Origin of the sequence: Arenimonas sp., from assembly GCF_035312645.1 — a bacterium.
Lineage (GTDB): Bacteria > Pseudomonadota > Gammaproteobacteria > Xanthomonadales > Xanthomonadaceae > Arenimonas.
Window position 1 is genome coordinate 20,798 of sequence record NZ_DATGBO010000087.1, and the last position, 12,274, is coordinate 33,071.

Below are 12,274 nucleotides of genomic sequence, written 5' to 3' on the forward strand. Positions count from 1 at the left end.
TCTCGGCGCGCCTGCGCCACCAATCTGGATTGATGATGACGCGCCCCACCGCACGCCGCCGCCTCTTGAGTCTCGCCCTCGCCGTCGCCCTCTCGGGTCCGGCCTTAGCTCAGAATTTCGAGGCCTTCACGGTTTCGGACATCCGTGTCGACGGCCTGCAACGCATCTCCTCGGGCACGGTGTTCACCTACCTGCCGGTGGAAAAAGGCGATGTCATCGACCGCAACCGCTCCAACGAGGCGATCCGTGCGCTGTTCCGCACCGGTTTCTTCAGCGATGTACGGCTTGAGCGCCAAGGCGACATCCTGGTGGTCACGGTGGTCGAGCGGCCGGCGATCAACAGCATCAAGATCGAGGGCAACAAGGAGCTCAAGACCGATGAGCTGACCAAGGGCCTCAAGGGCATCGGCCTGAGCGAGGGCGAGACCTACAACCCGCTCAACCTCGATCGCGTCACCCAGGAACTGACCCGCCAGTACAACAACCGCGGCAAGTACAGCGTCACCATCTCGCCGGCGGTGACCGAGCTCGACCGCAACCGCATCGACCTCGACATCAAGATCGTCGAAGGCAAGCCGGCCAAGATCCGCGACATCAACATCGTCGGCAACAGCGCCTACCCCGACTCGGCCATTCGCGGCGATTGGGAGTCGGGCACCAGCAACTGGCTGTCGTTCTATCGCAAGGACGACCAGTACTCGCGCGAAAAACTTTCCGGCGACCTGGAAAAACTCTCGAACTTCTATCTCGATCGCGGCTACGTCGATTTCAACGTCGAGTCCACGCAGATCGCGATCAGTCCGAGCAAGCAGGACATGTACATCACCGCCAACGTGACCGAAGGCGAGATCTACAAGATCTCCGAGGTCAAGGTTTCCGGCGATACCATCCTGCCGCTCGAGCAGGTGCAGAAGATGCTCGTGGTGCGCCCGGGGCAGAACTTCTCCCGCGCCCTGCTCGAGCTGACGTCGGACTCGATATCCACCATCCTGGCCAACATCGGCTATGCGCACGCGCAGGTGAATCCGGTTCCCGACGTCAACCGCGCCGACCACACCGTTGCGATCAATTTCGTGATCGACCCGGGCCCGCGCGTCAAGGTGCGCCGCATCCTGTTCAAGGGCAACGTCCAGACCGCTGACGAAGTGCTGCGCCGCGAAATGCGCCAGTTCGAGGCGACCTGGTATTCGCAGGCGGCGATCGACCGCTCGAAGGTGCGCCTGCAACGCCTGGGCTTCTTCGAAACCGTCGATATCGAAACTCCGGATGTCGCGGGCAAGAAAGACCAGGTCGACGTGGTCATCACGGTCAAGGAACGCAACGCCGGCAGCTTCGTTTTCGGCGTCGGCTACTCGCAGTTGGGCGGCATCGTCACCAGCGTTTCGCTGCAGCAGAGCAACTTCCTCGGCACCGGCAACCGCTTCGGCGTCGGCCTGTCGAAGAACAGCTATTCGACCAGCCTCAACTTCTCCTACACCGACCCGTATTTCACCGATGACGGCGTCAGCGTCGGCTACAACGTCAACTACAGCGATTACGACCAGTCGACCAGTTCGACCGCGCGTTATTCCGCCGGCAATGCCTCCGGTGAAGCCGTGTTCGGCATCCCGCTGTCGGAGAACACCAGCTTCAGCACGGCGATCGGTATCTACCGCAACAAGATCACCACGTCCGACGGCACCACGCCGCTGTCGGTATCGCAATACCTCGTCGACACCCTCGGCGATCGCGCACGCTTCACGAGCTACTACTTCGATACCGACGGCGATCCGCTGACTCCGCCGGTGCTCGTGCCGGGTCCGAACCGTCAATGGGTGGTCAACGCCTGGACGCTCAAGGGCGGCTATACGGTCGATACCCGCAACAACTTCCTGTTCCCGACCCGCGGCACCTTGCACAGCATTTCCGCCGAAGTCGCGCTTCCGGGCAGTGACCTTACTTATTACCGCCTGGCTTACGATTTTGAAAACTACCGTCCGCTCAATCGCTATCTGATCCTCAAGACCGGCGTGAGCCTCGGCTACGGCAACAGCTATGGCCATACCGGCAGCGCCGGCCTGCCCTTCTTCAAGAACTTCTATGCCGGCGGCCCGGGTTCGGTGCGTGGCTTCACCGCCAACACGCTGGGTCCGCTGGATACTGCATTCACCCAGTACTACGGCCAGCCGCAACCGCTGGGCGGCCCGACGAAGGCGACCGGCACGTTCGAGTTCTACTTCCCGCGTCTGTTCGACAGCCCGGGCGCGCGTCTGTCGGCGTTCGTCGATTACGGTGACGTGTTCGACCACAACGACAAATTCTCGCTGAGCAAATTCCGCGTGACCGGCGGTGTCGCACTGCAGTGGCAGTCGCCGATGGGCCCGATCTCGATCAGCTATGCGCTGCCGATCCGCAAGGAGCCGGGCGATCAGATCGAGCACCTGCAGTTCACCTTCGGCCAGCAGTAACTGCAGCCCGCGGGAGGGGATATGACCTATCGCCTCTCGCAACTCGCCGAGCGCTTCTCGCTGCGGTTTTCCGGCGGTGCGGATCCCGAGATCCGTGCCGTCGCGACCCTCGAAGGCGCGCAGCAAGGCCAGCTCGCCTTTCTCGCGAATCCTCTTTATCGCAAGCACCTGGCCGACAGCCGCGCCAGCGCCGTGGTCGTCGCGGAAGCCGATGCGGCGCACTGCCCGATGCCCTGTCTGATCGCGAAGGATCCCTACGTCGCGTTCGCGAAGATCGCCGCGTTGTTCGAACCCATCACGACTGCCGAAGCCGGCATCCACGTCAGCGCGGTGATCGCCGCCAACGCCGTGATCTCGCCGGCGGCGAGCATCGGGCCTTTCGTCAGCATCGGCGCACGCACGCGAATCGAAGCAGGCGCAAGCATCGGTGCCGGCTGCGTGATTGGCGATGACTGCGTCATCGGCGCCGACAGCGAACTCATCGCCCGCGTCACTCTGGTCACGCGGGTGCGCCTGGGCAAGCGCGTGCGCATCCACCCCGGCGCGGTGATCGGTGCCGACGGCTTCGGCCTGGCGATGGATGCCGGACACTGGATCAAGGTGCCGCAGCTGGGCGGCGTGGTCATTGGCGATGACTGCGAGATCGGCGCGAATACCTGCATCGACCGCGGCGCGCTCGATGACACCGTGCTGGAAGAAGACGTGCGCCTCGACAACCAGATCCAGGTCGGCCACAACGTCCGCATCGGCGCGCATACCGCGATGGCGGGCTGCGTTGCAGTCGCGGGCTCGGCGCGGATCGGCCGCTACTGCCTGATCGGCGGCGGCGCCGGCATCGTCGGCCACATCGAGATCTGCGACCGGGTGATGGTTACCGCGATGAGCCTGGTCACGCATTCGATCGTCACGCCGGGCGAGTATTCCTCGGGCACGCCGATCCAGCCCAGCCGCGACTGGCGGCGCAATGCCGCCCGTTTCAAGCATCTCGACGAGCTGGCGCGTAAAATCGCCAACCTCAAACCCAGCGCCCCGTTCCAGGCCAAGGACAAAGAATGACCTCCGCCACCGTCACGCTGCCCGTGGATGTGACCCGCATCCAGGCGCTGCTGCCGCATCGCTACCCCTTCCTGCTGGTCGACCGCGTGCTCGAGCTCGAGCCCAACCAGCGCATCCTCGCGATCAAGAACGTCAGCGTGAACGAGCCGTTCTTCCAAGGCCATTTCCCCGGCCATCCGGTGATGCCGGGCGTGCTGGTGGTCGAGGCGCTGGCCCAGGCCGGCGGCCTGCTGACGCAGCTGTCGCTGGTCGGTGATGGCGCCAGCAAGCAGGACAAGCTTTTTTATCTGGTCAAGGTCGACAACGCGCGCTTCTCCAAGATGGTCGTGCCTGGCGATCGCCTCGAACTCGACGTGCGCATCAAGCGCGTGATCCGCAACATGGCGATGTACGAATGCGTCGCGCGCGTTGACGGCAAGGAAGTCGCCAGCGCCGATATCCTCTGCGCCGAAGGCAAGGCCTGAGCATGATCCACGCCAGCGCAAGCATCGATCCCGGCGCGCGTCTGGGTGCCGGCGTCAGCGTCGGCGCATTCACGATCATCGGTGCCGATGTCGAAATCGGCGACGGCACCCGCATCGGCTCGCATTGCGTGATCGAAGGCCCGACGCGCATCGGCCGCGACAACCACATCCACTCCCACGCTGCGCTCGGCGGCGCGCCACAGGACAAGAAATTCGCCGGCGAACGCACGGAACTGCTGATCGGCGACCGCAACACCATCTTCGAATTCACCACCTTCAGCCGCGGCACCGGCGATGGCGGCGGCGTCACCCGCATCGGCGACGACAACTGGATCATGGCCTACGTGCACATCGCGCACGACTGTCAGGTCGGCAACCACACCATCTTCGCCAACAACGCCACGCTCGCTGGCCACGCGGTGGTGGAAGACTGGGTGATCCTCGGCGGTTTCGTCGGCATCCACCAGTTCTGCAAGATCGGCGCGCACGCCTTCGTCGGCATGGGCAGCCTGATCAACGCCGACGTGCCGCCGTTCGTGCTGGTCGCCGACAAATACGCCGAGCCGCGCGGCATCAATGCCGAAGGCCTCAAGCGCCGCGGCTTCGATGCCGAGCGCATTGCCTCGATCAAGCGCGCGTACCGCACCATGTACATGTCCGGCAAACCCATGGCCGAAGCCCGCCAGGAGCTCGCCGAGAGCGCGCAGACCTCGGAAGACGTGCGCCGGATGCTGGAGTTCATCGAGTCCAGCCAGCGCGGCGTGCTGAGGTGAATCGTGCGTGGTGAATCGTGAGCGGTGAGCGGTGAGCGGGGTTGCTTCCGGGCAACCTTCGACCCCTGGCATCACCAGCCAGCGAGCGCCGCTGCGCATTGCCCTCGTTGCCGGTGAGGCTTCCGGCGATCTGCTCGGCGCCGGATTGCTGAGCGAACTGCGCGCACGTTTTCCGGAAGCGGAATTCGCCGGCGTCGGCGGCGCGAAAATGCGCGCAGCCGGCCTGGATTGCTGGCACGACTGTGGCGAGCTCGCGGTGATGGGCCTGGTCGAAGTGCTCAGGCATCTTCCGCGCCTGCTGCGTCTGCGTCGCGGTCTGCGGCAACGCCTGCTGCAATGGCGGCCCGATGTCTTCGTCGGCATCGATGCCCCCGACTTCAATCTCGGTCTGGAGAAACAACTCAAGCAGGCCGGCATCCGTACCGTGCATTACGTCAGCCCCTCGGTCTGGGCCTGGCGCGAGGGCCGCGCGAAAAAGATCGGCGTCAGCGCCGATCGCGTGCTCTGTCTGTTTCCGATGGAGCCGCCGATCTACCAGCGTTACGGCGTCGATGCACGTTTCGTTGGCCATCCGCTCGCCGACCAGTTCGCGCTCGATCCCGACCGTCCAGCCGCCCGCACGCATCTGGGCCTGACACAGGAAGGACGCGTGCTCGCGTTGCTGCCCGGTTCGCGCCTCGGCGAGATCCGTCGCCTGCTTCCGGATTTTCTCGGCGCGGCCGCGCTGCTCGCAAAAGAGTTGCCCGGATTGCAGGTGCTGATCCCGGCGGCGAATGGCGAGTGCCGCGCTGAAATAGAAATGCTGAGCCAGCGTCCGGACCTGCGTTTCCCCAGTCCCGACGCCAGCATCCACATTCTCGATGGCGATGCGCACGCCGCGATGATCGCCAGTGACGTCGTGCTGCTCGCCTCCGGCACTGCCGCGCTCGAAGCCTTGCTCGCGAAACGGCCGATGGTCGTTGGCTATCGCATCTCGGCCCTGACCTATCACCTGGTGATGCGCCTGGGACTGATGCGCGTCGATCGCTACAGCCTGCCCAATGTGCTCGCGAACGAACCGATCGTTCCGGAATTGATGCAGCAGGACTGCACGCCGGAGAAACTCGCTGTCGCCTTGTTGCCGTGGTTCGAGGATGCGGAAGCGATCTCGGGGTTGCAGTCGCGCTATCACGCGATCCACGAAAAGCTGCGCCAGGATGCCAATAAGCGCGCGGCGGATGCGATCGTCGAATTGCTGACCTCGCCGCGATGAACCACAGCAGCGACCGCATCGCCGGCGTCGATGAAGCCGGACGCGGGCCGCTGGCGGGGCCGGTGGTGGTGGCCGCGGTGATCCTGCATCCGGCACGACGCATCGACGGCCTCGGCGATTCCAAGAAACTCAGCGAACCCCGGCGCGAGCAATTGTTCCCGCTGATCCAACGCGACGCGCTTGCCTGGCATATCGAATTCGTCAGTGCCGAAGAAATCGATCGCCTCAACATTTTCCACGCGACCATGGTCGGCATGCGGCGCGCGGTCGCCGCGTTGTCGATCGCCGCGACGCACGCGCTGATCGACGGCAACAAGATTCCGCCCGGCCTGCCCTGCACGGCCGAAGCGCTGGTGAAGGGCGACGCCCGCGAACCGGCGATCATGGCCGCGTCGATCCTCGCAAAAGTCGCGCGCGACCGTTACATGCAGCGCTTGCACGAACAATTTCCCGGCTACGGGTTCGATCGCCACAAGGGTTATCCGACCGCCGAACATGTCGCGCGGCTCGACGCCCTTGGTCCCTGTGCCGAACATCGCCGCAGCTTCGCGCCAGTACGCGAGCGACTTCTTTTCGTCGCCTGCTGACGTCGCCGCGGCATCACGATGACTGTTGGCGAAAGCTCCCACTGATGGCATTTGACAGCATCGAAGCGTGGGCGTAGTTAAAGAGTTGCATCCCCGAAAGATGCGGCTGCGGACGGCCCCCGCCGACCAGCCCACGCAGCCCCTTCCTGCGGCCGGCAGCGAGGCTGCCATGCGCCATCCTGCCCCCACTCCCGCCAATTCAGCATTACCCCTGCCCGCCGCGCGCGCCGTGCACCGCCGGCACCTCGCCGGTCCGATCGATCTTTCCCCAGAAGCGATCGAAGGCTTCAACCAGTTGCTGCACGAACTGCATGCCGACGCACCGCATGTCGACGTCGATGCCTTCGCGAGCATCGCGCGCTGGCTGTACGAACAACCCGAACCCGAGCGCAGCCTGCTGCTGCAGGCTCGCTTGGGCCGCCTCGCCGAACTCGAAACCATGCGCCGCGATCCCGACTGGAATCTCGATCCCGCGCAATCGCTGCGCATCGATCGCCTGCTCGCCTATGTCGCGAATGAAAGCGATTTCATCCCCGACTCGATTCCGACGCTGGGGCGTCTCGACGATGCGCTGCTCGTCGAGCTCGTATGGCCGATGCTCGCTGAGGATCTCGACGATTATCGCGATTTCTGCCGCTTCCGCACCGACGCCGACGCACATCCGCAGGCACGGGCGAACCAGCAATTGTGGTTGAGCGCACGACTCGAAGAAGGCGCGTTGTGGGAACAACTGCATCGAGTGCACGAGCAGCATTACATCGACTACGGCGCGCCGGACTCCGGCCTGCATGTGCGTTGATCGTTTCGTCATCGCTACGATGGCGAAACTGCCAGGACGCGTCGCCGGGATTCCGGCGGCGCCCTCATCGTCTGCCTGAATCGCGCGCAGTGTAGTGCCTTGATCCGATCGCTTTGTCCTAGCCCATAGGTCATTGCGACCAAAGGCCCGCGCATCGATGTCTGCAACCTTTGATACTTCGCTCGCATCATTAGTGAAGACAGGGGCACAGGACCCGACACCGAGGCAGACCATGAACAGCTCAGCGCTTTTCCACAACACCCGTCACGAACCGTATCCATTGACCTTGCCGGCGATCTACGCGCAATCGCGCCGCCAGCGCATCGGCGACATCGCGATCAACGACGACGCGATGGATGATTTCAACGGCGAGTTGCGCGCGCTGACCACACAGGCGCCGACAGTCAATGCCGACCAGATCTCCAGCCTCGTACGCTGGCTGCAGACGCTGCCGACCGAAACCGCAGTCGCCACCATCAACCTGCGCATGGCGCGCGTGGAAACACTCCGGCGCATGCTGCATGACGCGCACTGGGAAATGGCGCAGGATTTCAACGCGCGCTGCCGGCAACTGCTCGCCTACATCAATCGCTTCGACGACCTGATCCCCGACGACCTGCCGCTGATCGGCCACCTCGACGATGCGTTGCTGATCGAACTGAGCTGGGGCGAGTTTGCCGGTGAAGTGCAGGACTATCTGGATTTCTGCCGCTTCCGCAGCGAAAACAAGGTCCGCGGCAACGCCGGTGAGCAGCGCAACGCCTGGGAGACCAACTGCCTCGCACAAGCCCACGAAATCCTGCTGCGCGAAGAAATCCGCAGCCGCGGCTATTCTCGCCCGACGCCGCTACCGAGCTTCTTCCGCGTCAGCTGAGCGAAACATCGCGACACCGATCGTCCAGACTCCGGGGCGGACAGGAATTCAGGGCCTGTCCGCCCCGGCGTTTTTTTGCCTCCCGCGAATACAGGTGTACGCCGCCCTGGCGCATGCGCAGCAACTGCAATTCCAGACCAGCGATGATGGACTCACGCTTGGGATGACCGCGCGCCAGCAGCGCCACCTGGTTGGCGCGTTCGCCCAGACCGAGATTCAATTCCCAGGGACGCAGGGGGGCCTAGTCGCACAGCCCGGGATCGCCCGGAATGGCTGGCGCTGAATCCTGAAGCCACCAGCTACATCGACCACCGCCGCCTGCTGGCGCACCTGCGTGGGCGCAGCCTGAACGGCTTCGGCGTCTCGCACCAGGCCGACATGTTCCAGGTGCATTGATGCGCGGAAGACAGGGGTCGGAGCGGACCTGTCAAGCCTTGTCCGCCCCCACCCCCCGGCCTAAGCTGGTCGCCTGCTTCCGGCATCTCGCATGGCCCCCACGTTCGTCCACCTGCACACGCATAGCGAGTTCTCGCTGACCGACTCGACGCTCCGCATTGCGGAGCTCGTCAAGCGCTGCGCCGAGCTTGGGTCGCCGGCGGTCGCCATCACCGACACCAGCAACCTGTTCGCGCTGGTGAAGTTCTTCAAGGCGGCCGAGGGTGCGGGCATCAAGCCGATTGCCGGCGCCGATGTCTGGTTGGCGGAAGAAAACCAGCCGCCGGCGCGGCTCACTTTGCTGTGTCAGAACCAGACCGGCTATCTGAGTCTGTCGCGCCTGATCACGCGCGCATATCTCGACGGCCACCGCGGTGATTTCGTCGCGATCAGCAACGACTGGCTGCGCCACGAACACGCCGGCCTGATCGCGATCGCCGGCCGCGACAGCCCGGTCGGCCAGTTGCTCGCCGCAGGTCGCCGCGACCAGGCCCTGGCGCTGCTGCGCGAATGGCAGGCGCTGTTCGGCGACCGCCTGTACTTGGAACTCACCCGCACCAGTCGCGACGGCGAGGAAAGTTTCAACGCCGCCGCGCTTGAGCTCGCCGCGCAATTGCGTCTACCCGTGCTTGCCAGCAACGATGTGCGCTTCCTCGACAAAAGCGATTTCGACGCGCACGAGGCGCGCGTGTGCATCGCCACCGGCCGCGTGCTCGACGATCCGAAACGTCCGCGCGAATTCAGCGCCGAGCAATACCTGAAATCGCCGGAGGAAATGGCTGCGCTGTTCGCCGATCTGCCAGAAGCGCTGGAAAACACCGTCGAACTCGCCAAGCGCTGCAATCTGGAGTTGTCGCTGGGCACCTACTATCTGCCCGATTTTCCCGTGCCGGAAAATTTCACCCTCGATTCCTGGATCCGCGACGAAGCCGTGCGTGGCCTCGCCGGGCGTCTGGAAAAAAATCCGCTGGCGCCGAAGTTCGAACGCAGCGATTACGACGCGCGCCTGGACACCGAACTCGGCGTGATCAGCGCGATGGGTTTCCCGGGTTACTTCCTGATCGTCGCCGACTTCATCAACTGGGGAAAACGCAACGACATCCCGGTCGGCCCCGGCCGCGGCTCCGGCGCCGGCTCGCTGGTCGCCTGGGCGCTGGGCATCACCGATCTCGACCCAATGCGCTACGACCTGCTGTTCGAGCGCTTCCTAAATCCCGAACGCGTGTCGATGCCCGACTTCGACATCGACTTCTGCATGGATCGCCGCGACGAGGTGATCGATTACGTCGCGCGCAAATACGGTCGCGACAAGGTCAGCCAGATCATCACCTACGGCACGATGGCGGCGAAGGCCGCGGTGCGCGACTGCGGCCGCGTGCTCGGCTATCCGTACGGTTTCGTCGACAGCGTCGCCAAACTCATCCCGATGACGCTGGGCGTGAGCCTCGACGATGCGATGGGCGAATCCGATGCTGCGCGCAAGGACAGCAATCTTTCCTCCAGCGAGTTGATCGCGCGCTACAACAGCGAAGATGACGTCCGCGACCTGATCGACCTCGCACGCAAGCTCGAAGACCTCACCCGTAATGCCGGCAAGCATGCCGGTGGCGTGGTGATCGCGCCAAAACCGCTGACCGAATTCTCGCCGCTGTTCGCCGAACACGTCGGCAAGGGCGAAACCGCGAAATCGGTGGTGACGCAATTCGACAAGGACGACGTCGAAGCGATCGGCCTGGTCAAGTTCGACTTCCTCGGCCTGCGTACGCTGACCATCATCGACTGGGCGGTGAAGGCGATCAACGTGCGCCGCAAGGTTTCCGGCGAAGAAGCGCTCGACATCCTCGCGCTGCCGCTGGACGACAAGCCGACGTACCAACTGCTGTCGAAAGGATTGACCACCGCCGTTTTCCAGTTCGAATCGCGCGGCATGAAGGATTACATCCGCAAACTCGAACCCGCGTATTTCGAAGACCTGATCGCGCTGGCCGCGTTGTTCCGTCCCGGCCCGCTCGGCGCCGGCATGGTCGACGACTTCATCAATCGCCGCCACGGCCGCGCCGAAGTCAGCTATCCGCATCCGAGCCTGGAAGCGATCCTCAAGCCGACCTACGGCGTGATCGTCTACCAGGAACAGGTGATGCAGATCGCCCAGGTGCTGTCCGGTTATTCGCTGGGCGGCGCCGACCTGTTGCGGCGTGCGATGGGCAAGAAGAAACCCGAGGAGATGGCCAAGGAACGCGTCAAGTTCGAGGCCGGCGCCGAAACCAACGGCATCAATGCGAAAGTCGCCTCGTCGATTTTCGACCTGATGGAAAAATTCGCCGACTACGGTTTCAACAAGTCGCACTCGGCCGCCTACGCGCTGGTCGCCTACCAGACCGCGTGGCTGAAGGCGCATTACCCGGCCGAATTCATGGCGGCGACGTTGTCGTCGGACATGGACAACACCGACAAGGTGGTCAACTTCCTCGAGGACTCGCGCGCAATCGGCCTCAAGGTGTTGCCGCCAGACGTGAACTCCTCGGGCTACATGTTCCAGGCGCTGGATGCGAAGACGATCCGCTACGGGCTCGGCGCGGTCAAAGGCGTCGGTCGTGGCGCCTGCGAAGCGATCGCCGATTCACGCCAACGCGATGGCGTGTTCCGCGACCTGCTCGATTTCTGCCAGCGTGTGGATTCGAGCAAGCTCAATCGCCGCGTGCTCGAGGCGATGGTGCAGGCCGGCGCACTCGATGGCCTCGGCTGCAATCGCGCCTCGCTGATGCTGCAACTGCCGGAAGTGCTCAAGGCCACCGAGCAGCTCGCGCGCGAACGCGAGGCCGGGCAAGTGTCGCTGTTCGGCGGTAGCAGCGAATTGCCCGAGATCAAGCTCGACCTGCCGACCACCAGCGACTGGTCGCTGGAACAGAAATTGCTCGGCGAACGCGAGACCCTTGGCCATTTCCTCAGTGGCCATCCGCTCGATCCATGGAAAGACGAACTCGCCACGCTGGTCGGCTACACCTTGGGCGATATCGAGAAATTGTGGAGCGACAAGAAGGACCGGCGTGGCGAAGCGCAGGTGGTGCTCGCCGGCCTCGTCACGCAGGTGCGCCGTCGCGGCGACAGCCAGGCCTTCGTGCAGATCGAGGACACGCGCGGCCGGCTGGAGTGCGCGTTTTTCTCCGACAGTTTTTCCGAGTACGCCTCGCTGCTGTCGCGCGACCGCATCATCATCATCGAAGGCGGTTTGCGTGAAGACGCATTCAACGGCGGCTTCTCGCTGCGCGCGCGGCAGTGCTGGGACTTCCGCAGCCTGTGCGCGCAGCAGGGCCGGCGCCTGTCGCTGACCGTGGATCTGCGCAAGCCCGGCACCTGGGAAAAACTGCAGCAGACGCTGACCGGTTTCCGCCCCGGCGGAACACCGCTGCGATTGGATCTGATGACGCCGGAGTCGCGCGGCATCATCGATCTCAACGGCCCGAATTCGGTGCGCAGCGATGCCGAGCTGATCAATGCGCTGCGCGCCTTGCCGGGCGTGAGTGGCGTGAGCCTGGCGCTGCATCGGCCGTGGAGCGGTGAGCGGTGAGCGGTGAGCGGTGAGCGGT

10 protein-coding genes are annotated in these 12,274 nt (G+C 64.2%); 9 read left to right on the forward strand and 1 reads right to left on the reverse strand.

The genetic code is table 11. From position 1 onward, the window contains the following. The first annotated feature begins 35 nt into the window (after positions 1 to 35). From bamA to VKM35_RS08210, 8 genes are all read left to right on the forward strand, one after another. Positions 36 to 2,447 (forward strand): outer membrane protein assembly factor BamA, encoded by a 2,412-nt coding sequence (gene bamA, locus VKM35_RS08175; RefSeq protein ID WP_324320246.1) that lies wholly within the window; start codon positions 36 to 38, stop codon positions 2,445 to 2,447. Positions 2,448 to 2,468: 21 nt separating this feature from the next. After that, on the forward strand, positions 2,469 to 3,503 hold the full coding sequence (gene lpxD, locus VKM35_RS08180) for a UDP-3-O-(3-hydroxymyristoyl)glucosamine N-acyltransferase (protein WP_324320248.1): 1,035 nt from the start codon (positions 2,469 to 2,471) through the stop codon (positions 3,501 to 3,503). Next, positions 3,500 to 3,967 (forward strand): 3-hydroxyacyl-ACP dehydratase FabZ, encoded by a 468-nt coding sequence (fabZ, locus tag VKM35_RS08185; protein WP_324320251.1) that lies wholly within the window; start codon positions 3,500 to 3,502, stop codon positions 3,965 to 3,967. Before lpxD ends, fabZ begins: the two co-directional genes overlap by 4 nt. A 2-nt stretch (positions 3,968 to 3,969) precedes the next feature. After that, positions 3,970 to 4,740: an acyl-ACP--UDP-N-acetylglucosamine O-acyltransferase gene (lpxA, locus tag VKM35_RS08190; RefSeq protein WP_324320253.1), complete on the forward strand. Its 771-nt coding sequence runs from the start codon at positions 3,970 to 3,972 to the stop codon at positions 4,738 to 4,740. A 31-nt stretch (positions 4,741 to 4,771) separates the two neighbouring features. Beyond that, positions 4,772 to 5,992 (forward strand): lipid-A-disaccharide synthase, encoded by a 1,221-nt coding sequence (lpxB, locus tag VKM35_RS08195; RefSeq protein WP_324320255.1) that lies wholly within the window; start codon positions 4,772 to 4,774, stop codon positions 5,990 to 5,992. Next, positions 5,989 to 6,579, forward strand: coding sequence for a ribonuclease HII (rnhB, locus tag VKM35_RS08200; RefSeq protein ID WP_324320257.1), 591 nt, complete (start codon positions 5,989 to 5,991; stop codon positions 6,577 to 6,579). The genes lpxB and rnhB overlap by 4 nt, the downstream gene beginning before the upstream one ends. Before the next feature lie 169 nt (positions 6,580 to 6,748). Beyond that, positions 6,749 to 7,378, forward strand: coding sequence for a YkvA family protein (locus VKM35_RS08205; protein ID WP_324320259.1), 630 nt, complete (start codon positions 6,749 to 6,751; stop codon positions 7,376 to 7,378). Between the two features lie 232 nt (positions 7,379 to 7,610). Continuing rightward, entirely contained in the window at positions 7,611 to 8,252 is a 642-nt protein-coding gene (locus tag VKM35_RS08210; RefSeq protein WP_324320261.1) for a YkvA family protein, read from the forward strand. Here VKM35_RS08210 and VKM35_RS08215 read toward each other — a convergent pair. Next, positions 8,245 to 8,472 (reverse strand): hypothetical protein, encoded by a 228-nt coding sequence (locus VKM35_RS08215; protein WP_324320263.1) that lies wholly within the window; start codon positions 8,470 to 8,472, stop codon positions 8,245 to 8,247. The two genes, VKM35_RS08210 and VKM35_RS08215, sit on opposite strands and share 8 nt — an antisense overlap. A 267-nt stretch (positions 8,473 to 8,739) precedes the next feature. Here VKM35_RS08215 and dnaE point away from each other — a divergent pair, with 267 nt between their 5' ends. Continuing rightward, complete coding sequence (gene dnaE / locus VKM35_RS08220; protein WP_324320265.1) at positions 8,740 to 12,255, forward strand: DNA polymerase III subunit alpha; 3,516 nt, start codon at positions 8,740 to 8,742, stop codon at positions 12,253 to 12,255. Positions 12,256 to 12,274 lie beyond the last annotated feature (19 nt).

Bases quoted from the DNA above. Each gene is read 5' to 3' on its own strand.
- bamA (WP_324320246.1), top strand. From the start codon at position 36: ATGACGCGCCCCACCGCACGCCGCCGCCTCTTGAGTCTCGCCCTCGCC.
- lpxD (WP_324320248.1), top strand. From the start codon at position 2,469: ATGACCTATCGCCTCTCGCAACTCGCCGAGCGCTTCTCGCTGCGGTTT.
- fabZ (WP_324320251.1), top strand. From the start codon at position 3,500: ATGACCTCCGCCACCGTCACGCTGCCCGTGGATGTGACCCGCATCCAG.
- lpxA (WP_324320253.1), top strand. From the start codon at position 3,970: ATGATCCACGCCAGCGCAAGCATCGATCCCGGCGCGCGTCTGGGTGCC.
- rnhB (WP_324320257.1), top strand. From the start codon at position 5,989: ATGAACCACAGCAGCGACCGCATCGCCGGCGTCGATGAAGCCGGACGC.
- VKM35_RS08205 (WP_324320259.1), top strand. From the start codon at position 6,749: ATGCGCCATCCTGCCCCCACTCCCGCCAATTCAGCATTACCCCTGCCC.
- VKM35_RS08210 (WP_324320261.1), top strand. From the start codon at position 7,611: ATGAACAGCTCAGCGCTTTTCCACAACACCCGTCACGAACCGTATCCA.
- dnaE (WP_324320265.1), top strand. From the start codon at position 8,740: ATGGCCCCCACGTTCGTCCACCTGCACACGCATAGCGAGTTCTCGCTG.